The following is a 22763-nucleotide window of genomic DNA, read 5'->3' on the forward strand; positions in this document are numbered from 1 at the left end:
CACCGTGCCGACCCACCACACCCCCGAGAGCATCGTCATCGCCGACACCCCCGCCGCCATCCTGGAATGGGCCGCCCGCCACATCGAACACGTCGGCATCCACCAGGGCCCGCGCCTCTTCGACGGTCCCGGCCGCACCGCCACACTGCCGTGCTGGCCGCGCGGCGCACTCGAAGTCGCCGCCGGCCACGGGCGAGGAGCCGCCGGACGGACGTACGACTGGGACCGCATCGACCGCGCACGCGACGAAGCGTTCGCCCTCCTCTCGGAAACCCTCGCCGGTCACCCCGTCGACGCCGACGAGCCCGCCGACGCCAAGGCCATGCACCGCGAGGTCATCGACAGGTGGAGCGCCGAGCACGGCCGTACCGCCGCCGCTCGCGCCGAGCACGCCCTGTTCTGACCCTCACCGCCCGCCAACATCCCGAGTCACCGAAGGCCAGCACGATGGACGAGACGACAGAAGACCGCAGCACCACCAGGCCGCCCAGCCGCCGAGGAGCCGCCACACCCAGCCGGGACGGCGTCCACCGGCTCAGCGTTCCCCTTCACCCCCGGCTCAGCGCGACCGAGCTGATCCGCGTACTCCTCGCGGCCCCCGGAGAAACCGACCTCTCCACCCTCGACCCCGTACATGTCCGATCGCTCATCGCCAACGTGCTCACCCAGCACGGCTATGACGTGCTCGATCGCTCGCCGTACTACCCGGAGCTCGACCGCCACCAGGACGCCCGCCGTGCCGTACGCCGTGCGTACGGGCCCCGGTTCCTCGATGCCCCCGACGAACAAGCTGCGCTCGCGGACCCGCTCCGCGAAGTCCTCGCCACCGGAAGCAGGCCATCGTGACCGCCACCGTCGCCGAGCCGGCCGGAGCACGAGCACGGCAGACGTACTACTGGCGCGTGCGCAACGCACGGACACGCCACCGACCCGAATACGCGGCCCAGGCGTGGCACATCCAGCCCGGACACCCCGGCGGCGCGTATAGCGATCTCGGCCACGAACTGGACCCGCCCGCGCACCACGCCCCGACCCTGCTCTCCCGGAGCCGGCCGACCGGCCGCCGGAGGGAAACGCAGGAGTTCCGCGGCGGGTGTCTCGCGTGCCCCTGGGAGGGCCCCGTGCACTGCGGGGACGGGTTCGGTGACGGTGACAACGAGGCGGTGGAGCAGGCACACGACCATGCGTTCCCCGGCTGGAGGACGCTGCCGCCGATCACCACCGTCGAGGACCGATGGGCAGTGCCGCGGAGCCGGAGCCGCTGGGCCCAGCTCACCGCCCGCTACCCGGCCGGCTGGATCGACCAAGGCGCCCCCGTAGTGGCGTGGAGCCGGTACCGCCGCGAAGCCCACGCCCCTCCGCACGCGGGACGCCCCCGCTACGAACTCCACGTCCCCCGGTCACCCGTCGACCGGGGCCAACGCTCCGCAGATCAGGGGGCCCTCTTCTGATGACCGCCGTCGTCCGGATCAGGGCCCCACCCGACCCAATCCAAAGGTGGTTTAATTACTCCGCTGACGGCGGAGCGGGCAACCTCCGACCGGCCGCGTGCCCCACGGGCACGACGCACCCCAGACAACAGACGACGGCCAGCGCACAAGGGCAACAAGGCGCTGGCCGTCAGTGTTCTCTCACCAGAAAGAACCCCACCATGCTATGCGACCGACACCCCGACAGTCCCCAGCCCGGCGACATCGCCCAGCTCACCAGGGGTAACAGCATCGGCGCCGATCCGAACGACACCTTCGTCATCGTCGAGGACTTCCCCCCGACCGGCCGGCACCTCGTCCTCAACCTCCCCGTTGACCACCCGGGCCGCGCCGACTGGGCCGCCGCCGTCCCCGTGGCCGACATCGCCACCCTCACCCGGCTCGAACCGGCGGGCAGCCGTACGTGGACGCCGGCCCCGGACCCGGACGACATCCAGTGACCGCGCCGAGCGGCCACCACCCCGACCAAGAACAGGAGGCGACCGTGTCCCCGAAGACCGGCCGCACGCTCTACTCGCGCGCAGACCTGCGCAAGGTCCACGGCGTCAGCGAACCGACCCTTCAGAACCTCTGGACCGATCGGGAGAACAACGGGCACCCGCCCGTCGCGGACACCATCGACGGCGTCATGCACTGGGACGGCGACGCATGGGCGAAGTGGCACCACGAGCTTCAGCGGAAGCGTGCCGCCGCCGCCACTACCAATCCGCCGAAGCTCGACGGCGACCCCGAAGAGATGGTGGGCCCCGCCGAAGCCGCGAAGGTCTGCGGGTTCGCCGACTCCACCACCGTCTCCCACTACGTCAAAAACCCGCCCGAGGGGTGGCCCGCGCCCGACGACTGGGACGAGCTTCCGACCAGGCGGCGGCCGAAGTGGAAGCGGTGGAGGCTGTGGCAGTACCTCGCGGAACGCAAGGGCCGCGGGCACGCCGGCGGGCGCACCGCGGGCCGCAAGGGCCTGGCCTACCCCTACCAGGGAGACGAGCGGCTGACCCTCGCCCGGCAGGCCATCGCGGCGAACCCCGGCGCGAAGAACGCTGACCTGATCCCCCAGCTCCAGGGCCAGACGGAGAAGACCTACTCCCGGCCGACCTGGAACCTCATCCTCAAGTCCGCCCGAGATCACCCCGAGGAGTGACCCCGTGCCCGACACCCGCTGTCCGCGCTGCGGTGGCCCGCTCGGTGAACGACCCGCACGCTCCCGGCTGACCACCGACCGGGAAGTCCTCATCTGCACGACGTGCGGCACCGACGAAGCCCGACGGGAAGCCACCCGGCGCACGCCGGTGCCCTTCGGGGACTGGCCGCTCAACGCCTGAACACCGTCGCGCCTACTCGTCCCCCGCCTGAATTCTGGCGGGGGACGCTTTACGAAGGTCCCCGCTCCGGCCTGGAGTGGGGACCTTCGTCGTGTCGCCAGGCACCGGCGGGCAGAGCAGGGCCCAACCAAGACCACTCGACCCAGCGGCAGGACGACGAACCAGAAGCTACGAGTCCACGGCCGGCCCGGACTCCGCTCCCCCCTCCGGCCGAACGGCCGGAGGTACGGCCACGGTCCCGCGTCCCGGCTCGAACCCGCCGTCGGCGCCGAGCCTGTATGCCGGGGAGTCCCCGGTCATCCAGTACGGACCCGACAACTCGGCGAACCTGCGAGGAGCCACCGGGCTCTGGGAGTGCTCCATACGCAGGCCAACGAGCCAGCCGCGCGTAGGTACCGCATCGACGTCCGATCGTCATACCGCCTCAGCGCCTACGGCACCTCGGCCCGCGCACCCGCACGGAGGTAACAGTCCAACAGGACATCAGGCTCCAGGAGCCTGATCCGCAGGAGCTACCAGGCCGCTCCGAGTGCCCGAGGCTCCCCCTCGTTGATCATGATCTTGATTTGAGAGGACCAAGGTATCGTCACTTCGTGACGATACAATCAGCCAAGGCGACCGAATTTGACCGAATGAGAGCGGGGGGTGAGCAGGCCGATGGGGTGGGTGACCATGATCGGCCCCTCCGACGAGCAGGTTGAGTACCGCCTTACCGGCGGCCACGGCTGCGGGAAGTCCGTGGCGGTCGACGTGGCCCCCCTCGTCGCCGCCATCGAGGCCAAAGCCGAAGCTACCGGTGCCCCCGTCGCCTCCTTGCTCAGCTCTCGCGAGGCCAAGCGCGCCTTCTTCCGAGCCCGCGGGCTCATACGCAGCAAGGGCACCGCGCGGTTCACCGGGTTCGACGCCGTCGAAGTTGCTGCCGCCGCCGGACTCGATGCCCGCGACATCTACGGCGACCAGGCCCTTCCTCAAGCAGCCGCCGACGGACAGGTGGACTATCACCTTGATGCCAGCGAACGCCCTCTGGTCTGGATCGGAAACGGTCTCACCGAGTTCGACATCACCCCCGGCAGCATCCTTGCCCCCGAGCACTTCCAGGCTGCCCGACGCCTCATGCACGGCGAGGACCCTCGGACCGGGCAGACACTCGTAGAACCCAAGCTCGCTATCGCGCCGGCCGCCAAGCTCCCCGCCGCCCCGCTGGTCCGCGCCATCCGCCGCGCCGCCGCCGAACGCAGCGTGAACCCCGTCTCCCTGCTGGACTCCAAGCGCAAGCAGGATGCCTTCCGAAGGATGGAAAGCCAGCTCAAGCGGTTCGGGGAATCACACCGCGTCCCGGCTTCCACGCTGCTGAAGCTAGCCGACGCCGTCGGCATCCACGCCGTAGACCTGTACGGCGAAGGCACACTGGAGAAGGCCGTGGCCGCCGAGGCGGTCGGCCACCTGGACGCCCGTGCACTCCTGCGCGCCGTCGAAGCCCGCGCAGTCGAGACCGGACAACAGCCCGGCGACCTGTTCAACACCGCGTCCACGAAGCGCCGATACGCCCAGACCGAAGGCGAAGGCGAACGCCGTCTTCGGGATCTGCCGATGGACGTGCGCGAAGCCGTCGCCATGGCCAAGGCGGCAGGACTTGCGCCCGAGGACGTGTGGGACGCCGAGGAAATCAGGGCCGCTCTCCTCGAAGGCCGAGTACAGGTCGGCAACTTCGGTGCCGACGTCACCTTGGACCTCGCGAAGTCGAAGTCCGCGTTCCTCGCCTACGCCCCGGAGGAGATCGCTGCCCAGGTCGAGGACATCTACACCTTCGCCGGCCGAGAGTCCATCGCCGCCCTGGAACGGTGGACCGCGTATGCCATGCGTGGCCACCACGGCGGCGGCGACGAAGCGGAGACCGTGGAGACGAGCGGGTTCTCCGGCTGGATGATGGTGCACCGCGCCGCTCGACCCGTGGACGACGCCCCGTACGGCGACCCCCACTTCCACCTGCACTTCACCCTCGCCAACATGGTCAAGGGCACAGACGGCAAGTGGTCCACCATGGCCAGCGGAGGTCGCGACCTTCACCGGCACACCCGCGCGACTCAGTCCCTCATGAACGCCCGTATCCGCCGGGAGCTGACCGACAAGTTCGGCATCAGCTTCCGCCGCGAGGAGCGCACCGGCGCATGGGAGATCGCAGCGATTCCCGAGGCGACGATCCGCCTGTTCAGCAAGCGCGACAGCCAGGTCCGGGACCTGCTGACGAAGCTGGGCATCGACTACGACAGCGCCACGACCCGCGAGCGCACCGCCGCCTCCACCGTGTCCAAGGCCGCGAAGAACGGCGAGGCCGCCGGAGTCGGGGACGACGTTCTTCGCGCCTACTGGCAGGCCGAGGGGCGTGCTGCCGGTGACGACCCCGACACCATCGCGACCAGTGCGATGGAGCAGGACAACGCGAAGCAGAACCCCGGCCTGGACAAGCTGTGCGCCCAGATTTTCCATCCGAAGACCGGCCTGACCAGCCATTCCAAGGACTTCACCCACGCCGCCGCCATCGCCGCAGTCCTGGATGCCCTCCCGTACGGAGTCGCGGACGCCGAGGAGGCCGAACAGCTCACCACCTCCGTCCTCCGTCACGCCGGGTACGCGGTCAAGCTGAACCCGAAGGGCGCCCAGCACTTCACGCACGCCGACCGCTACACGACGGCGGACATCGTGGCCGCGGAAACGCTTATCGTCTCCGAGGCCACGAGCCGTCTTGACACGCAGGCCGCAGTCGTCAGCCCCGACACGGTCCACATGACCCTGTCCACCGTCGAAGCTCAGCACGGCGCCACCTTTAAGTTCTCCGATGAACAGCGCGCCGTACTCGAACGGTTGCTGACCGCCGGACACGGGATAGACGCCGTGGTGGGCGTCGCCGGAGCGGGCAAGACCACGATCATGGACGCGGCCCGGCAGGCGTGGGAGGCTCATGGACTCGTCATCGCCGGAGCGAGCACGGCCGCCGTCGCCGCCGCGAACCTCAAGGCCGAGGCGGGCATCGAGTCCCGCACCCTCGCGTCCTGGCTCACGGGCATCCGCACCGGCGGGCCCGGCCTCGCCGGCGTTGACGTGCTAGTCGTGGACGAAGCCGCCATGTGCGATGACCGCGACCTCGCCGAACTCCTCACCCACGCCGCGATGACCGGCACGAAGGTCGTCGGCATCGGTGACCCGAAGCAGTTGCACTCGCCCGGTATCGGCGGTTCCTTCGCCGCCGTGTACCACATCGTGGGCGGACTCAGCCTCAACGAGAACTTCCGGCAGAAGGACGCGATCGAGCGCCGGGCCCTAGAACTGTGGCGCGACGACAACCGCGTGGAAGCGCTCCGGACCTTCGCAGGCGCCGGCCGCGTACACGCCCTCGCGGACAAGGACGCCACCCTCGCCGCGATGCTCACCATCTGGGCCGACAAGCGCACAACACACACGGACGACCACACCGCCGTACAGCAGCTGCTCATGCTCGCCGCCACCAACGAGATTGTGGAAGAACTGAACGTCGGAGCCCGCGCACTGCGGAAGGCGAACGGCGATCTCACCGGCCCCGAGCACGCCTTCGCATTGCCCGGCGGCGGCGAGTTGATGCTGTCCGTCGGCGACCAGGTCCTTCTTCGGGTCAACGACTACCGGAGCAAGCGGAGCCAAGGCCGGAACGAAGACGTGCTGAACGGCCTCCGCGGAATCGTGCGAGCCGTGGACGAGGAACGCCGGGTGCTGGTCGAGTGGCGCGAGAAGAATGCCGACGGCCATCGTGACGTTGCCGAATGGGTCGATGCCGACTACATCGCACAGGGCGGACTCAGCCTCGGATACGCGATCACCGGCCACAAGTCCCAGGGCCTCAGCGTCCAAGAGGCCCTGGTCTACGGCCCCGGCGCGCAGGCGAACGCGCTCTACACAATGATGAGCCGCGACAAGAAGGAGTCCCACCTCTTCCTGCCGCTGACCGTCTACGAAACCGACGCCGACCGTGCACGTTGTGGCGACGCGCTCACCGAGCAGGAGCGGCTTGACCGCGCTGTCGCGGGCCTCATCCGCGAGATCGAGAGCGGCACCGAGGAGCGCATGATCCTCACCGAACTCCCGAACAACTCCGTGCTTGCTCACGTCCGCGAGGCCGTGGCCGCCCTACCGGCAGCCCCTCACGCTGCTGGAACCGGCAACCCGTACGAGGAGGACGGCCACGACGACACACCGCAGCCCGAGGACCGAAGCACCCCCAGCGTCCCGCAACGTCCCGCAGGGCCTACCCCGGGCGCCGCACCGACCGCAGACCGCCCGTACGCGCACCTCAGCAACACGGCCCTGCGTGAAGCGATTCGCAAGGCTGCCTCGGCAGCCCGCGCCACCAGGACGGCGGCCGAGGCAGCAGAGGCAGCGGCCTACCGCGCCGGGCAGCAGGCCGCAGCGGGAACCGGCCCGAACCTGCTCGCCGTCAACCGTCGACATCAGGACGTTGCCAAGTGCGCTGAAGCGATCCGCGAAGTCCGAGTGCTGAACGGCCTGATCGCCGAACGGACCGCGGGTCTGGGCGATCTAAAGGAACGGCTCGAAGGACTCGAACAGCAGCTGACCGCCACCGGCCGTTTCGGGCGTCCAGTCTTGCGCGGGGACGCCCGGGGCACGGTCGAATCCGACCGTGAAGCACTTCTTCGCATGTACAACGAGGCCGGTAGCGAACTGGAGCAGTGGAGCAAGCGGCTCCGCGAAGTGGCCGAGGCGGCGGGGCCTGTAGATGAATACGAGGCCGTCCTCATCCAAGCGGATATGCCGCAGCCAGAAAAGGCCGCTCTCCGGCGACGTGCTCAGGAGGAGGACAAGCAAAGCGCCAGGCACCTCCAGGCGGAGGCAGCCAAGATGCGGAGCACCGCTCGGGGCGCCGAGTTCCGGGAAACCGGGCTTTACGAGGAGATGTCGTGGCGGACTCAACAGGGTCGGCAGCACGCCGATGTCGAAGAGACTTCGGCGCCGTTCGCCTCGAAGCCAGAGTCCTCGTACGCCAACACCACTACAGCGGAATTCGAGCAGCCTCATCGATCACCAGAGGCTGCCCCGGACCCGCCGCAGATGTAGAAGCCCAGGCTTTGGGACGGGCGACGATACGGTGGCTCGGCAGCGCACGGCATAACACCACGGCACCGGAATCCATCGCGCGCGATTCTCTGGAGCCTGGGCAGGGCTGAGTGAGGCGAGGCGGTAGTGTGGCGCCGGTATTACCGCCCGACACGGAAAGTTACTTACTGTGACAACTGCTGCTGTGGCTCCTTCGGCCTCGGACTTCTACTGCCACCAAGCCATCCCGGGACTTGTGCCGATCAAGGTGGTGGCGGAGACCGACGATGTGCTTGCGTTCGAGCACACCAACCCCTCGTACCCGGTGCACATTGTGGTGGTGCCGAAGAAGCACACGCCGTCGCTGATTGATCTCGGAGACGGTGGCGAGGGACTGCTTGCGAAGATCATGGCGGTTGTGGGGGAAGTGGCCGCGCAGGTGAAAGAGGAGCATGGTGCGGCCTCTGTGACGACGAATGTCGGGTTGTATCAGGAGTCGCAGCATCTGCATTTCCACGTGTACCACCGTGGCGAGTCCGACGAACAGATCCTCGCGATGTATGGGCACCACGACGACTGAGTCCTATCCGTCGCGACGGATACGCCTCGGTTTGGCGGAGGCGACGGTCTCCCGTGCGATCAGGTCGGAGGCTCCGTGGAGGGCCGCTGAGTCAGGGCGCGTGTGGGCGGCCTGGGTGAGGCCGGCGGACAACTCCATGCATGCCTTGGCCAGTGACGTTCCATCCCGCAGATCCTCGTTGTCGGGGATCACGATGCACTGTCCCGGGTGCCGCCGTGCGTAGGCGGCGGCGTTGTCGAGCTGGTCGCCGCGGCTGACGGTCGCGGGCAGCGGGATGAGTACAGCGCGTTTGCCGAGCGCTTCGAGCTCCGCGAGCGTCGTTGCACCAGCGCGGCCGATCACCAGGTCGGCGAGCCACAGCGCGTCGGCCATCTCGTCGTGCAGGTACTCCAGTTGCCAGTACCTCGGTACGTCCTGGAGGGCGGGCGTGAGGTTGCCATTCCCTCGTACGTGTACGACCGCGAAGCGCGCGCACAGGGCGTCGAGTTGGCTCTGTACGGCGTCGTTGATGCGCTGAGATCCGCTGCTGCCGCAGAAGATCAGCAGGACCGGTGCGTTGGTAGGGATGCCGAGTTGCTCGCGCAGCCTTTCCGGTTTGCCGGTGACGAGGTCGCGGCGCAGGGGCAGGCCGGTGACGGTGGTTTTACGGGCAAGCCATCGCGGTGCGCCGGCTGGGGCTTCGACAGACAGGCAGACGCGGGTGGCCATCCGGGCGACGATCTTGTTGGCGAGGCCGAGGGAGCGGTCGGACTCATGGACAACGATCGGGACTCGGCAGAGCCAGGCGGCGATGCCGACAGGCACGGAGACGTACGAGCCCTTCGAGAACAGGGCGTCGGGGCGTTCGCTTCTCATAGCCCTTACTGCGGCGCCGATGCCGCGCAATACGGTGACGGGCATCAGTAGGTTGCTCCACGAGCCGTAGCGTTTCAGGCCTGCGGAGGGGACGGGGCAGAACGGGATTCCGGCTTTCTCGGCGTGTTCGTGTTCGATGCTGCCGGGGCGTCCGAAGAATACGATCTCTTTAGCGCCGCGTTCGGCGAGTCGGGCTGCTACGGCAAGGGCGGGGACGACGTGTCCGGCGCTGCCGCCTCCAGTAATTCCGATTTTCATCTGCACCGCACTGGTCGACGTGATCGTTCTTCTGGTCGGGTCGGCTGGATTCGAACCAGCTCCTCGGCAACACTTATGCCGTGCTCCTACCCTTGAGCTACGACCCGTTGACGGTTCCGAGGCTAGGGATAAAGGGAGTGGCGGTCAATATCGCGATCAGTATCGGCGATGCGTTCTGGTCGCTTCTCTTCCCGGTTCCGGCCCTGCTATTTATTGTTTATGGCAGGCTGATTCTGGCGCCGGGCGGTAATTGCTGACCGGTGATGTGCGACGAGTTCAGTGCAGGTTCCAGGTGTCCGGTATTTGGCTGATTGATGTCCTGCGGGTCCGGGAGGTCCACCGGTCGATGAGTTCCACCTCGTCGCCGTCCTGTTGGGGAGAGAGGACCAGAGAGTGCGGGAGGCCGAGGAGGTTGGCGTAGCGGAACTTCTCGCCGGCCGGTTCGGGGCGGTCGTCGATGAACAGGGCGGCGCCGCGGTTCCGTAGGTGCCGTACGACGTGGTCGGTGCGTTCGCGCATGGTGGGCAGGTCGGGGCGCAGGACAACGATGTGGAGGTCGGCAGGCCCGGTTCCGGGTTTCCAGCGGAGGCCGTCCTTGTCGCGTTGGAGGTCGGCGAGGGTCTGGAGGCAGCGGGTGATGCCGATGCCGGAGCAGGCCATGTACGGGGTGCGCGCGGCGCCGTGTTCGTCGGTGAAGGACAGGTTCATCGGGGCGGCGTACTGGGTGCCGAGTTCGAAGACGTGGGCGACCTCAATGGCACGGGCCTCGCCGTAGTGCCCGTCCTCGCAGTGGCCGCACCCCATGCTCGGGGCGGCGCGATGGAGGTCGTGGGCGGTGGGCGAGAGGGCTTCCAGTCCAACCGTTCCCGACCAGGCCACGTTGTGGCGCAGACCGTCGGCGCCATCCGAGATGGTGAAGGCATTCAGGTGCGCGACGGAGGTGTCGAAGAGGGCGGTCGTTCCGGTGCAGTCCCAGGGGGTGAGAGTGCCGGCCTCCTTGCCGAACAACTCGGGCAGTCGGGCTGGATCCAGGAGGTCGACGCGGGCAGCGCCGGTGGCGGCGGCCAGTTTGCGGGGGCTGACCTGGAGGTCAGAGCGGATCGCCACGGCGGCCGGATTGGTCGAGCCGTCATGCGCGGTCAGTGCGAAGGCGATGACGTTGACGACCGGGTCGCTCTGCGGGACCGGCCGTGCGCGCACGACGGCGTTGTCGCCACGGCGGCCGCAGTGGTCGCAGACCAGGAGGGTGCTCTGCCCGGTGTCGCCGAGGACCAGGTGCTCGGTGGTCGGGCCGGCCGAGATGCTGCCGCCGTCGGCGGCAGCCTGGAAGACCCCGGTCAGGCCCATACCCAGGAGGGCGGCTCGGCAGGCGTCGTTGAGGAGGCCGACCGAGGCGCGCATGGCATCGGGTGTGGTGTCGAAGGTGTAGGCGTCCGCCATGGTGAACTCGCGCCCCCGCATCAGCCCGCCGCGCGGCGCGATCTCGTCCCGGTACTTGGAGGTGCTGAGGAACAGCCGGACCGGGAGATCGCGGTGTGAGCGCAGGTACTCGCGCACGGTCGCCGTCGCGATCTCCTCGGAGGTCGGGGCCAGACACATCTGCTCGCCACTCCTGCTCGTGGCCGTCAGCAGCGCGCCCTCTGCTTGGTAGGCGGCCCAGCGGCCCGACTGCTCCCACAGCGCGCGGCTTTGCAGGGTGGGGAAGGCGACGGTGTTCGCGCCGCGTTCCTCGAAGGCGGTACGGGCGATCCGGGTGAGCCGGTCGTGGACGCGCAGCCCGAGCGGCAGCTGGGTGAACACGCCGGTGGCATCGGTCTTGCCGACGTAGCCGAGTGATTCGAGCAGGTCCATGGTGGACGCGGTCGCGTCGGCGGCGCGGCGGCGTACCGGGGGCCACAGGCGGCTGGCGTACAGCGGGATGTCAGACACACGCGGCTCCGATCACGCTCTTCGACAGGTCGCACAGGCTCGCGGTGGTCACGGAGATGTCGTGGCGGCGGGCGCCGGCCGTTGCGGCGCAGCTCAGGGTGGAGCGGAGTCGCGGGTCCTGGGCGAGCTGGTCGACGCGCGAGGCCAGGGCGGCGGCGTCGCCCGGCGGGAAGGCCAGGGCCCCGACGCCGAGCGTGTGGCGCAGGCCGGGCAGGTCGCTGTAGAGAACGGGGAGCCCGTGGGCCTGGGCCTCGACCGCGACCAGGCCGAACGCCTCCAACTGCTTGGTGGTGAAGAGGAACGCGTCGAAGCCGGCGAAGCGCTGCCACAGTTCTTCACGGGGCATGAACGGCTCGAATCGGACCCGGTGGGTGAGACCGAGGTCGACGGTCCGGGCTGTGAGAGCGCGCAGTTCGCTGCCGCTGCCGATGATGGTGAGGTGATGCTCGGCGGCGGTGAGCGCCATGGCTTCGATGGCGGTGATGGTGGACTTGTTCGCGTCGAGGCGTCCGGCGTGCAGCAGCCGTAGCCGGTGCTCGTCGCCGGGTCGGGTGGTGGGGTTGTCCGGCAGCGGGATGCCCCAAGGAATGGTGATCAGTCGGTCGCTGAACTGCCCCTGGGTGAGGGCGTTCACCTGGTCGGCCATCGCGGTGTTCGGTACGGCGACGGCCGTACTGGCCGTCACGATCTCGATCAGCGCGTCGCGGGCCTGCTCATTCTCGGCGGCGGCGATCACGTCGGTGCCGTGTGCGAGGCAGATGATCGGGGTGTTGCCCGCAGCGCGGGAGAGGGCCAGCGCGAGCCCGAAGCCCAGGTGCTGGGCGTGGATGAGGTCGGGGCGATGGTGGTGCAGGAGCCGCGCGACCTCCCCGGTCAGTTCGTCGGCGTACCGGGGGAAGTGCGGACCGTACGGCTGCTTCTCCGCGCTGAGGGTGATGGTCTCTTCGAAGGAGGGCTGCCATACACCGGAGCCGGGCAGGCCCAGGAACGTGCTGTGGAAGTCGGGCGCGAGCCGTCCGTAGACGTCGCTGCACCAGATGGTGGAGCCGCAGGAAGGTTCCAAGGGCAGGTCGATGCCGGTCATGATGCGTGGTCGCGTCATCGAGTTTCTCCCGTGGGTGCGGTGGGGCGGTAGATGTGCAGGCCGCTGCGGAGCATGGCCGCCACTCCGGCCCAGCCGATCGCGCAGGCCGCGTCGATAACCGACAGACCCGGCTCGAAGCCTTGCTTGGGCCACGCCTGTGCATAGCGCGGGTGGCGGCCGGTGAACTCGTTCCAGCTGACGGTGATTCCGTGCTCGGCGAGCGCCGTGGTGTCGAGGTACTGCCGCGTGCCCGAACCAGCCCATAGCTCTCGCTCCCCGGCGGTGGCGCAGATGTGGGCCAAGCGCGCGGTCTTGCCATCGGCTTTCGCCGGGGGCATCCGGGATGTGAGGAGCAGGGAGGCGCGGGAGCCGAGCGCGAGCGCGATCTGTGTCACGAGGTCGGTGTTCAGGTCGGCCAGCCAGCGATGGCCGGCAGACAGGGGCGGTTCGATGGCCTGGAGGGCTTCATCGGCGTACCGGCTGCGTCCGTAGGCCAGGCGCAGCGCCTTGAGCATGCTCGCCGTGTCGAAGCCCTCGGCGATCCGCGTGTCGTGGATGAGCTGCCCGGTGGAGCGGGAGACGGGGACGCTGAGCCAGGCGGGACCGTTGGCTGTTTTGACGCGGTTACGGTTCTGCCATCCGCCCTGTGTGAAGGCGACGTCGTCGTACAGCGCGACGCTGGAGCAGGCGAGCAGGGCCTCGCAGAAGCCCAGCCACGGAAGGAACGGCGGCTGCTCGATATAGATCACGGGCTACTCCTCTCCCAGTGAGGGGTGCGGCAGGGTGAGCAGGGGTGTCTCGAACGCCTCGAACGCGCGGCCCGCCGCAGCATCGGAGGGCCGCAGCCGCCAGCCTGCGGCGGCGGCGCGCTGCCGGGTGTAGGCCGCGCCCAGATACCAGCGGCCTCCTTGTGTCTCGTGCCTGGCCAGCGCTTTGACCTTGTTGTCGAGGAAAGCGGTGATGTCGACGAGGACGGTCGGGGAGAAGCCACTGCGCGGGGCGTGTGGTTCGCCGTAGAGAACGGTGCGGCAGGACGGCACGCGGGTGGCGGCGTTGGCGGTCGCCGCCGCGATTGCGAGGTGGTCCTGATGGTCGTTGTCCGCGTGCGGGCTGTGGGTGATCAGGGTCGTGCAGCCCAGGCGTACGAGTTCACCCTCGACGGCCGAGATCAAGCCACGGTCGGGGCGTAGCGCTCCGTCTGCCAGGCCGAGGCAGGTTACCCGGACGCCCGTGCCGTCCCAGGCTGCTCGTGTCTCGCGTACACGTACGTCCTCGGTGAGACGGATACCGTGGGCCATGTCGGTGAGTGAGACGCCGTTGGCGCCGTGGGTCGCCATCAGTACGGTGACATCGGCGCCGAGCTGCCGGTAGCGGCGCAGGGTGCCGTAGGCCAGCAGTTCGGCGTCGTCGGGGTGCGCCACCACCGCCACCACACGTTCTGCGACGCCCGGGCGCGTCGTGAGGGGCACCAGGGTCACCGCCCCTCGAAGTCGCGGTGGATCTGGGAGGGCATGGCTTTCTCGGCGCCCTGGTACTTGCCGTCGTACAGGACGATGTCGCCTTCGACCGTCCAGAATGTGACCTGCCCGATTCTCAAGTTCGGGTAGATCCTCACGGGTTGCACCGCGTGCAGTTGAAGTGTGAGGCGGTTGTGCGAGCCGATGTCGATCAGGTCGGCGGTGACGTGGATGAACAGTCCGAGCCTGGCCACGGAGGAGCGAGCACGGATGATCGGTACGAAGTGGTCGCTGCCGATGCGCTCCGCGGTGGCGGCGAGGTAGATCCGGTCCGAGGCGAGGACCATGCCCTCGGGCGGGATCGTGTGGGACTCGAAGTGGTTGTCCCGGGCGCAGTCGAGGGACTTGTTTGCGTACCAGCCGATGGTGTCGCCGAGGTGGAAGTCGTAACTGTTGGGGCTGAGAAAGGCGGGGGCGAACGGCGAGATCTCGATTTCCCCGCTCTTGACCCTGGCGTGGATCTCGGGCCCGGTGAGGATCACGCCGCGCTCTCCTCTCGTACCGGGACGCCGGCCACCGCACGTGGAGAGCAGGGGGACGGGTCGCTGAGCCTGCCGTAGTGGCCGAGGTAGGGCATCGCGGCGCCAGCTCTGTCCCAGAAGGACACCTGGCCCACGCGCATCCCGGGATAGATGGTGAGGGGCTGGACGACGACGATCTCCAGCGTCCACCGGTGGACAGCCCCGAGCTGTCCGAGGTCGGCGGAGATCTGGAGAAAGCAGCCGAGGCGTCCGAGTGAGGACCGGCCGATGAGGCTCGGCACGTAGCGGGGGCTGCCGATCCGCTCGATTGTCGCGCCGAGATAGACCGTGCGCGGTTGCAGTTCGTACCCGCCGGCCGGGATCCGGATGGTCTCCAGCGTTGTTTCTTCGCGGGGGTCGGCCGGAGCCCCGACGGCAACTTTCAGCACCTCGCCGAGGCGGTAGTTGTAGCTGTTGGGATTGATCAGGCTCTCGTCGAACGGGTCGATGATGACGTCCCCGCGAGCGACGGCCTTCTGGATGGCTGAGCCGGTGAGGATCACTGGTCGCCCCCGGTGGTGACGTGTCCCACGTAGCTCTGCTTGAGCAGACGCCGTTGTACGGCGGCAACTCCTTCCTGCCCCGGTCCAAGCGGCATCCGGCCGTGCGCGTAGCGCCACTGGTCGAAGACGAGCAACTGCCCCAGGGACAGCCGGATGGTGGTGCGGTGCCGGTGGGCGGCATCGACCAGCCGGTTGAACGCATCGGCGATGAAGGGGATGGTGCTGCTGTCGCCTTCGACGAGGTCACCTCGCCGGAGGTGGGGGAGCATCTTGCTGGTGAAGCGGATCGGCTGGCCGGAGTCGATCCGCTCGGGCAGGACGGCGAACCGGGGCAGGCTCTCGCCGACGCCGTGTACGTCCTGATCGGCCCAGTACGAGAACACCGGCCGGGCCAGCAGTTCCCGGTCGGCGACCCTCAGCTCACCGGCGGCGGCCCACAGATCTGAAAGGGCCGACGCGCCCCCGCCCCGGGGGTCTTCGCGGACGCAGTACAGGGCGATGTAGCGCGGGCTCAGCTCGCGGTCCACCAAGTCGACGTGGAGCCGGTTCTCTCCGACGCCATGCGTCCGGGCGGGGTCGGCGTCGGTACGTACCTCCAGGTGGCTCCAGCAACCGTCGGCCGGGTACACACTCAGCACCGGGCCCAGCGCTGACAGCAGTCCGAGGCTCAGTTCGAGGTTGCGGCGATGATCTGTGTTCTGAGGGAACAAGACCACCGCTCGTCCGTCGCCTTCGCCGGTGAGACGGTTCGCGAACTCGCGGGGTGCGGTGGGGCCGTACACCAGGTCGTGCCCCTCCAGGGCCAGCACGTCGCTCATCAGGACTCCGTAACGAGATCGGTGAGGATGCCGCGCAGCGTGCGCGGCGGGACGACGGGCCGGGACGCGAGGCCCAGCCGTTGGGCGAGATAGCCCGTGGTCACGAGCGAGTACGCGGAGGCCGAAGTCGATTCCCGCACGGCCGTGACGGGTTCCTCGCCGAGCAGTCGGGCCTGTCCCTCGACGGCTTCCGTACGGTGCTCGCCGTCCAGGAGGACAAGTTCGGCGTCGAAAGGGGCGCAGTCCATGAGGGACCGGCGGGTGACGGCCTGCGGCAGCCCGTCCCGCAGGGTCCACAGGCTCAGGACGAAGGCGCCTGCACCGGTGACAGCCTGGGCCCGTTGGGCCAGCAGGCGCGCGACACTCCTGCGGTCCGGAAGCGGCGCGGGCAGATTGCCGATCTGCTCAGCTCCCCAGGCCGCGTAATGAGACAGCGCTTCCTCGACGCCGCCGAGAACCACCGCGTGAGGCGCGGCCGAGACGGTCTCGACGGAGAAGTGATGGTCACCGTGACGATCAAGACGGAGGCGGAGAAGCCCCCCGCCGGTTTCCGGCGCCTTGACGACATGCCGACCGTTGGACGCCCACTGGTACCAGGTGCTGTGGCAGTGCCCGGACAGGACCAGGGGAAGCGGCCAGCCGTTCTCCTGATCGGTGACGTCGAGGGCGAAGCCGCTATGGCTCATCCCGATCACGATGTCGGCCCCGGCGGACAGCAGCCGGTCCCGCTCGGCCGCGATCAGGTCAGCTGTCGGATCCGTGAAGTCGAACCCGTCGCGCTCCCGAGCGGGGACAGCCTCGTACGCCTGCCGGCCCAGGTACCCGACGACGCCCACCCGCAGCCCGCGCTCCGGAAGCAGCAGACCGCTTTCCCAGCGGCCCGCGAACCCTTGCGGTGGACGCAGGTTCGCGCACACCACCGGCGGGAACCGGTCCGGGTTCTCCAGCCGCATCAGATCGGCGAAGTCGTGGTTACCCGGCACGACCGCGTCGTACAGCTCGGCGAGGAGTCGTTCCTCGATCCTTCCGGCGGAGAACTCGTGGAAGGCGTTGCCGCCGAAGAAGTCCCCGGCGTCCACGACCCAGGCACCACGGGTCCGGTGCTCGCGTACGGCGGCCAGCAGGGCGCGTCCCTGAGGCACGCTGGAGTGGAAGTCGTTCGTGACGATCAGTGGCGGGATGTCCATCGGTCAGCCCCTCTCGACGGACACGACGCGCAGTGCCCCAGGCGCCTTCGGCCAGAACTCGGCACGTGAGATCCCGTCGACCTCCCGCAGCCGCAGCGCTCCCGTTTCCTGTCCCGCTGCCTGGTACTGGTCCAGCGTCCGGCTCGGCACGACCACGAGCCCGCGTACCACCTTCGGTGTGGAGGCGAATACGTGCCGGGTGAGCGCGGCCGACAGTTCCCAGTCGAACGGCATGATCGACAGGAGGACACTGCCGGATTCGAGGCCTCCGTCGAGGTCCACCTCGCGAACGTCCGAGATGCTGACGCGCGCCCGAGGGCCGAAAACCCGCAGTGCGTCCTGAAGGATGCCTCCCAGCCGCCGGTCCTTCTCCACTGCCCAGATCCGACGGCCCGTCTCGGCCACGGTGCCGGAGAGCGTGCCCAGCCCCGCCCCGACCTCCAGAACCTGCCCGCCCGCAGGCAGCTCGGCGCACTCCAGGAGCCGGTGCGCCGCCTCTTTCGATCGCAGGAAGTGCTGGCCGAGGTCGGCGCGGGCATCGAAGCCGGCCTGCGCGAGACGGTCGGCGGCGGCCAGACCATCGCCGGCCAGCGGAAAGCGAGCCTGCTCATCGGTGAGAGGTTGTGTCATGCGCACGGCCATCCCTTCAGGTTCTGGGGTAAGGCGGTCACGGAGGTCGCTCCCATCGGAGAAGGGACGATCGAACAGGCATGGCGTAACCGGGCGGTACGTACGGGACATCGACGGATGGTGCCGGTACGGGCTTCGGCGTACGGCCACCGCACCGACCACAGCCCATCGTCGTGCGGGTGGGAGGGCCGAGTCATTGCCACCGTTGGCCGCACGTATTGCGGGCAACCCGCAATGTCGGTACGGCCCGGGGCCGGGCACCCTCCCCTCGGGGCGGCACCTCGGATACCGTGACGCACAGTCAGCCTCATCGCCAGGGGTGCATAGATGATTACGATCAGTCGATCGCGTCGCGCCGCCATCAAGAAGACCGCCACCGAGATCCGGGCCCGGTGCCAGCACAGCGGGCGAGGAGTCGAGCAGACAGCTGAATCGATCCGAGCCGAACTGCCCGAGGTGCGGTCGCTGGAGGCATGGCGTCTGGCCCTGGGCTGGCCTCGCTCCCGTACGGTCGAACGGGTCGGCGCGCTCTACCGGTCCCGCGGGTTGCTGCCCCCGGGTCTGTCGGAGTCGATGCTCTGCCGGTGGGAGCACCGGCCGTACGAGTGGCCAGGACCGGAGTACGCCGAGGCGCTGTGCGCGGTCTATCGGGCCCGGCCCGAACAACTGGGGCTCGATCGCGCCACTGGCGGCGAAGGGTTCGGGCGGGGGCAGTTCACTGGATACAGTGCCCCGGGGCTTCAAGCGTGCGACCTTCCCGCACGGGAAAGCATGGTGACCATGACGACCTCTGCCGGTCTGCCGGCCGTCCGGGACTCTCTGCACCTCGCCCTGCTCGCCGACCCCGCGGGCAGCCCCACGGTCGTGGACTTGGCCGAGGCCGCCATCGAGCACTACGCCCTCGGTTACAGCAAGCACCCGCCACACGTGCTCTTCGCCGAAGTGCACGGAGCCCGTGGGCTGCTGAGGCAGGCCCTCACCAGTACCCCGGCACCGGAACCAGTCGGCATCGAACTGCGGCGGAGCGTCGGCTGGCTCTCCGCGTTGCTGGGCAACCTCGCCTTCCACCTCGGCGACCCCACCGGAGCGCGTGTCCACCTCGCCGCCGCCGTCACGTACGGCGAACGTACTGGCGACGCCCGTCTGACGGCATGGTCCTGGGGCGCCCAGGCGATGGTCGCGCGCGCGTCCGGTCACCACACCACCGCTCTGGCCCACGCTGAACGCGGCGTGGCCTGCGCGCCATCCGGACTGCCCCGTGCCCAACTGCACGCTTGGGCGCGGCTTCCCTCCCTCGCCGCGCTGGGGAGGGAACGGGACGCCGACGCAGCCGTCGCCGAGGCGACCCGGGAGCTGGAGGCCGATGCACAGGGCTGGGCACCCGGGCGGTTCGGATACGACCATGCCGAGCACTCCCTCCATGAGGCGGAGGCTCAGCGCACCCTGGGACGGGCGGAACACGCGATGGCCTGCGCCGAGAAGTCCCTGAGCGTGGCCACCAAAGGAACCCCGAGCTGGGCTGCTGCCGCCCTGGTCATGGCCCAGGCCGAGGCCACCACCCAGCCTTCCGACGCCGCACAGCGCGCGGTGGATGTCCTGACCAGCGTCCCCGCAGCCCGCCTGCGTTCCACATCCCGCGCCCGCCTCGCACAGCTCGACTCCACCCTCGCCGGAACCGGAGCGGCCGGAGTCGAGGATCTGCGGGAGCGAGTACGCACCCTGCCGCCCTCCATCGACGTTCACGGCGGAGCCGTGAGCGCCTGACGTGACGGGAATCGCCGACGGGGCGCATTGGGAGCGTGCTACCTGCTGATTCATCGTGATCACCACTCCACGTCGTACGGCTGTGGTGGACAGGGACGGCGATCCGCTTCCGCCTTCGGGGCATCCACTGGTGTGCGTGCTGCTCGGGGCACGAGGCACGGCGCCGATCGCTTCTCGGAGTTGCTGTCCATGTGGCTGCGCACGGGAGATGCCCGCGCCAAGTTCCCTGGTCGTGGTCCCGCTCGGAACTGAGGGGCGGGGATGTCAGGCAGCCACAGGGTCGTCGTCCGCGAGGACGGCGTACTCGTCGTCCAAGATCGAGTTGAACACGCGGTCCGTACGGTCGCGTGCCTCTTCCTCCCGGAAACCGCCGAACTTCTTCCAGTAGGCGCGGGCGATGTCACGTTCCATGAGCCACTTCGCCTGCGCCCGCAGCGACTGCTTGTCGAGCAGGCCCGCGCGGAACTTCACCGACAGGAAACTGATCAGCCGGTTGGCGTGCAGGTGGTTCGTGTACTCGCCGTCGGGCAGTTCGCTGCCCGACGGCGTCCAGACCGTCTGCAACTCGGGTTTCTGGGCCAGCTCGGCGATCCACGCCTGGTGCATCTCCTCGGCGTGCAGCGCGAGCCGCCGGCGGTTCTGCCGCTCGGACAGCCAGAGCCCAGCGGCCCCGACCATCGAAGCGAGGAGCACAGAGTGGGAGGTCTTCATGAAGAGCCCTGCCTTCTTGTCGTGGCGTGTCGCAGTTGAGGGTGCGTGGTGTGCGTCTGTTCCTTGGTGACCCGTCCGGCTGAGCGCAGCAGCCCCTTGACGAGGCGGGCGAGGTTCTGCGCCCGACGCGCGGCTGCGTGTGGCGTGCCGGGCGGGGGCGCGAGGTGGAGCCGTCGGACGGATTCGCTGAGGGTGGCCTGCGCGCTGATCCAGGCGTCCGAGTCCGCAGAGATGCTGAGGACCAGCGTGCGCAATTCGTCGGCGAGGGTCCGGCCGTATGCGATGAACTGCTCGACCTCGGCGAGCGAGATGTCGACGGCCGGGAGGTCGGGGCCTTCCAGGTTCCGGGCGAGCGTCATGTCGACTTTCGCCAGGATCTCGACCTCGTCCGGCACAGCGGGGGTCAGCGGAGCCATTCGGCCACCAGGTCGGAGGTGAGGATCTGGACTTGCCACGCGCGGGTGATCAGGTGGGTCCGGTTTCGGGCACCGAGGTTCGTGAGGAGTCCGCGGCCGTCCGCTCGTACTGCGGTGACCGGTTGGTTCAGCTCCGTGGCCATCTGGGCGGGCCCCATGCCCCGCGCGATCAGCGGGATGAGGTCGCGTTGTTCGCGCGGCAAGTACAGCGTCTCGGGGTCGAGCAGGGGCGGATGCGTGAGGGCTCTGGTGGCGTAGCCGACGGCGACGGCGGCGGGGGTTTCGCTCACGCCGTGCAGCTTGTTCTTCGCCATCTTGAGGTAACCCGCTGCGGTGCCTTCGCGGATCTTGAGGTTGAGCGCGACCTCGGCAAGCGTGCTGCCGACAGACAGGCCCTCAAGAACCTGTCGCTCTCGGGGCGCGAGAAGAACCGTCGCGATGATCATGCGGGTCACTGCTTAACTCCCCTGATTGTGCGGGTGATCCGCTGGCACAATGCGGCGAACCGCAACTCATCGACGGCCACCCGACGGTGTAGGGCTGGGATCGGCTGCTGTCGGCGTTGCTCCCTGCGCAGCGCTCCGACGCCTGTGAAGTGAAGGCGCGTCATGAGGCGACGTCTCCCATCTGGTCGAGGAGCGTGAGGATGGAGCTTGCGAAGCGCACGAGGTGACTGTGTGCGTCTTCGAGGGCGGGCTGCTCGGCGCTCAGGTCGATCACAGCGCGCAACTGGGCTACGGGGTAAGGCTTGATGAGGCGCGGGACCACATCCACGAGCTTGGTTGCCGTCACCCTCATCCGGTCCGCGATGGCTGCCCCTTCGGTGGAGGAAGGGCGGACGGCGAATTCGCCGAGAACGGTCTCCAGGTCGTCGTACAGCTCGTCGGTGACCGCCTCGGCGGCGAGGAAGCGCAGCAGGCCGAAGAAGACCCTGCCGGCCGTCGCATCGTCGTTGGCGAAGTCACCGTTCCGTGAGGTCTCGTGCATGACGGTGGTCACCCCGTACCCCTGGCCAGGCTGAAGGCGGCCCAGGTGGTGCGGCCGTTGCCGCTGACGCCCCACACATCAGCCAGAGACGCGACGAGGAACAGACCTCGGCCACACAGGTCTTCGCGATCAGCCTCCTGAAGCTGGGCGTGGGCCGGATTCTCGTCGGTGACCTCGATCCGGAGTTTGTCGTCGGTGTGCCGCATCCGTAGGAGGACGGCTCCCCGGCCGTGCTCAATGGCATTCGTAACCAGCTCGGAAACGACCAGCCGCGCCTCCTCCGCCATCGGTGTGGGTACGGCCCACAGCCGCATGTGCGCGACGGCGATGCGGCGTATCTGGGCCACACGAACCCGGTCCGGTGTCATGGCTACCTCGAAGGCACGTGACCTCGGCGTCTTCGGCTTTGTCGAGAGCAATGCGACGGCGGTTGCAGGGCTCATCGGGGGCCTCCCAGTTGGACGGTGTGAGAGAGCCGCGTGCGCCGTCGTTCCGTTTCTGCCGCGAGGCTCGGCCGTAGGGCGGCACGGCTGCTGACTACCGCCGGGGGCGTCACTGTCGCCCCGCATGGACGGCCGGGGCGACCACGGCGACGAACGCACGGCGCAGCTCGAACCAGTGCAGCTCCTCCTCGTACTCGTCGGTGTGAGGGCTGATGACACCGGTGGTCACGACCACGACGCCGTCCGCGTATCCCGCCTGAATCTGCTTCCGCACGAGGCACCAGCCCGTACGCGTACCAGGGGACGCCGCGCCATGGGGGTCCGTGAAGGTCTGTTCCTCACCGACCTGCCAGGCTTGGCGCACCGCAAAGGCGGTAGCCGCGGCCAGGGAGGTGGAAGGCCAGTGGCCGTCGATGCGCAGCGCGTACCGGCACACCCGAGGCGCCCGGCCCTTGGCCCGGACCTGGGCGACCACTCGCCGGAGGTTGTCAGACCGTAAAGCAGCGAGCCGCGCTATGGGGTCGGGCTCGACCGGGAATTTGCCCGGGTTCCACTCCACGTCGCGCTCGCGCTCGGCGTCCATCCAGTCAGGGGTCCTGTGGGCGGTGATGCTCTGGCGCATTACTGGCCTCGGCTTCGTCGGAGGATGCGTTCGCCTCATGCGGTGAC

General features: G+C 68.8%; 25 protein-coding genes and 1 tRNA gene. 9 read left to right on the forward strand and 17 right to left on the reverse strand.

Annotated features, from left to right (window positions below; translation table 11 throughout):
- Positions 1-4: 4 nt before the first annotated feature.
- The 8 genes from ACFY6S_RS22585 to ACFY6S_RS22620 all read left to right on the forward strand — a co-directional run bounded on the left by ACFY6S_RS22585 (position 5) and on the right by ACFY6S_RS22620 (position 8471).
- Positions 5-403 (forward strand): DUF6197 family protein, encoded by a 399-nt coding sequence (locus tag ACFY6S_RS22585; protein ID WP_388824329.1) that lies wholly within the window; start codon positions 5-7, stop codon positions 401-403.
- A gap of 44 nt (positions 404-447) precedes the next feature.
- Positions 448-846, forward strand: a complete 399-nt coding sequence (locus tag ACFY6S_RS22590) for a DUF6181 family protein (RefSeq protein WP_388824332.1) — start codon at positions 448-450, stop codon at positions 844-846.
- The gene (locus ACFY6S_RS22595; RefSeq protein WP_388824335.1) at positions 843-1451 is read left to right on the forward strand and encodes a DUF6349 family protein; all 609 of its coding nucleotides are present in this window, start codon (positions 843-845) and stop codon (positions 1449-1451) included. The genes ACFY6S_RS22590 and ACFY6S_RS22595 overlap by 4 nt, the downstream gene beginning before the upstream one ends.
- 200 nt (positions 1452-1651) lie before the next feature.
- Entirely contained in the window at positions 1652-1930 is a 279-nt protein-coding gene (locus ACFY6S_RS22600) for a DUF6211 family protein (protein WP_260818577.1), read from the forward strand.
- A 44-nt stretch (positions 1931-1974) separates the two neighbouring features.
- Positions 1975-2628, forward strand: coding sequence for a hypothetical protein (locus ACFY6S_RS22605; protein WP_388824338.1), 654 nt, complete (start codon positions 1975-1977; stop codon positions 2626-2628).
- 4 nt (positions 2629-2632) lie between these two features.
- Positions 2633-2809, forward strand: a complete 177-nt coding sequence (locus ACFY6S_RS22610; RefSeq protein ID WP_388824341.1) for a hypothetical protein — start codon at positions 2633-2635, stop codon at positions 2807-2809.
- A gap of 672 nt (positions 2810-3481) precedes the next feature.
- Positions 3482-7912: a MobF family relaxase gene (gene mobF / locus ACFY6S_RS22615; RefSeq protein ID WP_388824861.1), complete on the forward strand. Its 4431-nt coding sequence runs from the start codon at positions 3482-3484 to the stop codon at positions 7910-7912.
- Between the two features lie 169 nt (positions 7913-8081).
- Entirely contained in the window at positions 8082-8471 is a 390-nt protein-coding gene (locus ACFY6S_RS22620; protein ID WP_388824344.1) for an HIT domain-containing protein, read from the forward strand.
- Positions 8472-8474: 3 nt separating this feature from the next.
- On the opposite strand, the gene ACFY6S_RS22625 is transcribed toward ACFY6S_RS22620, so the two are convergent.
- From ACFY6S_RS22625 to ACFY6S_RS22675, 11 genes are all read right to left on the reverse strand, one after another.
- The gene (locus ACFY6S_RS22625; protein WP_388824864.1) at positions 8475-9584 is read right to left on the reverse strand and encodes a glycosyltransferase; all 1110 of its coding nucleotides are present in this window, start codon (positions 9582-9584) and stop codon (positions 8475-8477) included.
- Between the two features lie 32 nt (positions 9585-9616).
- Positions 9617-9691 (reverse strand) — tRNA-Thr (locus ACFY6S_RS22630).
- A gap of 169 nt (positions 9692-9860) precedes the next feature.
- The gene (locus ACFY6S_RS22635; protein WP_388824347.1) at positions 9861-11513 is read right to left on the reverse strand and encodes a proline--tRNA ligase; all 1653 of its coding nucleotides are present in this window, start codon (positions 11511-11513) and stop codon (positions 9861-9863) included.
- Entirely contained in the window at positions 11506-12615 is a 1110-nt protein-coding gene (locus ACFY6S_RS22640) for a glycosyltransferase family 4 protein (RefSeq protein WP_388824350.1), read from the reverse strand. The genes ACFY6S_RS22635 and ACFY6S_RS22640 overlap by 8 nt, the downstream gene beginning before the upstream one ends.
- On the reverse strand, positions 12612-13346 hold the full coding sequence (locus ACFY6S_RS22645) for a WbqC family protein (protein ID WP_388824353.1): 735 nt from the start codon (positions 13344-13346) through the stop codon (positions 12612-12614). Before ACFY6S_RS22645 ends, ACFY6S_RS22640 begins: the two co-directional genes overlap by 4 nt.
- 3 nt (positions 13347-13349) lie before the next feature.
- Positions 13350-14066 (reverse strand): PIG-L deacetylase family protein, encoded by a 717-nt coding sequence (locus ACFY6S_RS22650; protein ID WP_388824356.1) that lies wholly within the window; start codon positions 14064-14066, stop codon positions 13350-13352.
- Between the two features lie 5 nt (positions 14067-14071).
- Positions 14072-14596 carry a dCTP deaminase gene (locus ACFY6S_RS22655; RefSeq protein ID WP_388824359.1) on the reverse strand — a complete coding sequence of 175 codons (525 nt, stop codon included), beginning with the start codon at positions 14594-14596 and terminating at the stop codon, positions 14072-14074.
- A complete protein-coding gene (locus tag ACFY6S_RS22660; RefSeq protein ID WP_388824362.1) occupies positions 14593-15138 on the reverse strand; it encodes a deoxycytidine deaminase in 546 nt (181 codons plus the stop codon). Before ACFY6S_RS22660 ends, ACFY6S_RS22655 begins: the two co-directional genes overlap by 4 nt.
- Positions 15135-15956, reverse strand: a complete 822-nt coding sequence (locus ACFY6S_RS22665) for a TauD/TfdA family dioxygenase (protein ID WP_388824365.1) — start codon at positions 15954-15956, stop codon at positions 15135-15137. Before ACFY6S_RS22665 ends, ACFY6S_RS22660 begins: the two co-directional genes overlap by 4 nt.
- Positions 15956-17143, reverse strand: coding sequence for a metallophosphoesterase (locus ACFY6S_RS22670; protein ID WP_388824368.1), 1188 nt, complete (start codon positions 17141-17143; stop codon positions 15956-15958). The genes ACFY6S_RS22665 and ACFY6S_RS22670 overlap by 1 nt, the downstream gene beginning before the upstream one ends.
- A 3-nt stretch (positions 17144-17146) precedes the next feature.
- Positions 17147-17785, reverse strand: coding sequence for an rRNA adenine N-6-methyltransferase family protein (locus tag ACFY6S_RS22675; protein WP_388824370.1), 639 nt, complete (start codon positions 17783-17785; stop codon positions 17147-17149).
- Positions 17786-18100: 315 nt separating this feature from the next.
- Here ACFY6S_RS22675 and ACFY6S_RS22680 point away from each other — a divergent pair, with 315 nt between their 5' ends.
- A complete protein-coding gene (locus ACFY6S_RS22680; RefSeq protein WP_388824373.1) occupies positions 18101-19537 on the forward strand; it encodes a Twin-arginine translocation pathway signal in 1437 nt (478 codons plus the stop codon).
- A gap of 264 nt (positions 19538-19801) precedes the next feature.
- On the opposite strand, the gene ACFY6S_RS22685 is transcribed toward ACFY6S_RS22680, so the two are convergent.
- From ACFY6S_RS22685 to ACFY6S_RS22710, 6 genes are all read right to left on the reverse strand, one after another.
- Positions 19802-20248, reverse strand: a complete 447-nt coding sequence (locus tag ACFY6S_RS22685; protein ID WP_388824376.1) for a DUF6082 family protein — start codon at positions 20246-20248, stop codon at positions 19802-19804.
- A complete protein-coding gene (locus ACFY6S_RS22690; RefSeq protein WP_388824379.1) occupies positions 20245-20664 on the reverse strand; it encodes a DUF6415 family natural product biosynthesis protein in 420 nt (139 codons plus the stop codon). The genes ACFY6S_RS22685 and ACFY6S_RS22690 overlap by 4 nt, the downstream gene beginning before the upstream one ends.
- Positions 20652-21110: a hypothetical protein gene (locus ACFY6S_RS22695; protein WP_388824382.1), complete on the reverse strand. Its 459-nt coding sequence runs from the start codon at positions 21108-21110 to the stop codon at positions 20652-20654. The genes ACFY6S_RS22690 and ACFY6S_RS22695 overlap by 13 nt, the downstream gene beginning before the upstream one ends.
- Positions 21111-21270: 160 nt before the next feature.
- Positions 21271-21663, reverse strand: a complete 393-nt coding sequence (locus ACFY6S_RS22700; RefSeq protein ID WP_388824385.1) for a hypothetical protein — start codon at positions 21661-21663, stop codon at positions 21271-21273.
- Positions 21660-22094, reverse strand: coding sequence for an ATP-binding protein (locus ACFY6S_RS22705; protein WP_388824387.1), 435 nt, complete (start codon positions 22092-22094; stop codon positions 21660-21662). Before ACFY6S_RS22705 ends, ACFY6S_RS22700 begins: the two co-directional genes overlap by 4 nt.
- Before the next feature lie 109 nt (positions 22095-22203).
- The gene (locus ACFY6S_RS22710; protein ID WP_388824390.1) at positions 22204-22716 is read right to left on the reverse strand and encodes a hypothetical protein; all 513 of its coding nucleotides are present in this window, start codon (positions 22714-22716) and stop codon (positions 22204-22206) included.
- Between the last annotated feature and the right edge of the window lie 47 nt (positions 22717-22763).

This window comes from Streptomyces sp. NPDC012835 (assembly GCF_042900885.1).
Taxonomy (GTDB): domain Bacteria; phylum Actinomycetota; class Actinomycetes; order Streptomycetales; family Streptomycetaceae; genus Streptomyces.

Bases quoted from the DNA above. Each gene is read 5' to 3' on its own strand.
- ACFY6S_RS22670 (WP_388824368.1), bottom strand. From the start codon at position 17,143: ATGGACATCCCGCCACTGATCGTCACGAACGACTTCCACTCCAGCGTG.
- mobF (WP_388824861.1), top strand. From the start codon at position 3,482: ATGATCGGCCCCTCCGACGAGCAGGTTGAGTACCGCCTTACCGGCGGC.
- ACFY6S_RS22680 (WP_388824373.1), top strand. From the start codon at position 18,101: ATGATTACGATCAGTCGATCGCGTCGCGCCGCCATCAAGAAGACCGCC.
- ACFY6S_RS22600 (WP_260818577.1), top strand. From the start codon at position 1,652: ATGCTATGCGACCGACACCCCGACAGTCCCCAGCCCGGCGACATCGCC.
- ACFY6S_RS22675 (WP_388824370.1), bottom strand. From the start codon at position 17,785: ATGGCCGTGCGCATGACACAACCTCTCACCGATGAGCAGGCTCGCTTT.
- ACFY6S_RS22710 (WP_388824390.1), bottom strand. From the start codon at position 22,716: ATGCGCCAGAGCATCACCGCCCACAGGACCCCTGACTGGATGGACGCC.
- ACFY6S_RS22590 (WP_388824332.1), top strand. From the start codon at position 448: ATGGACGAGACGACAGAAGACCGCAGCACCACCAGGCCGCCCAGCCGC.
- ACFY6S_RS22685 (WP_388824376.1), bottom strand. From the start codon at position 20,248: ATGAAGACCTCCCACTCTGTGCTCCTCGCTTCGATGGTCGGGGCCGCT.
- ACFY6S_RS22705 (WP_388824387.1), bottom strand. From the start codon at position 22,094: ATGAGCCCTGCAACCGCCGTCGCATTGCTCTCGACAAAGCCGAAGACG.
- ACFY6S_RS22690 (WP_388824379.1), bottom strand. From the start codon at position 20,664: ATGGCTCCGCTGACCCCCGCTGTGCCGGACGAGGTCGAGATCCTGGCG.
- ACFY6S_RS22695 (WP_388824382.1), bottom strand. From the start codon at position 21,110: ATGATCATCGCGACGGTTCTTCTCGCGCCCCGAGAGCGACAGGTTCTT.
- ACFY6S_RS22665 (WP_388824365.1), bottom strand. From the start codon at position 15,956: ATGAGCGACGTGCTGGCCCTGGAGGGGCACGACCTGGTGTACGGCCCC.
- ACFY6S_RS22625 (WP_388824864.1), bottom strand. From the start codon at position 9,584: ATGAAAATCGGAATTACTGGAGGCGGCAGCGCCGGACACGTCGTCCCC.
- ACFY6S_RS22640 (WP_388824350.1), bottom strand. From the start codon at position 12,615: ATGACGCGACCACGCATCATGACCGGCATCGACCTGCCCTTGGAACCT.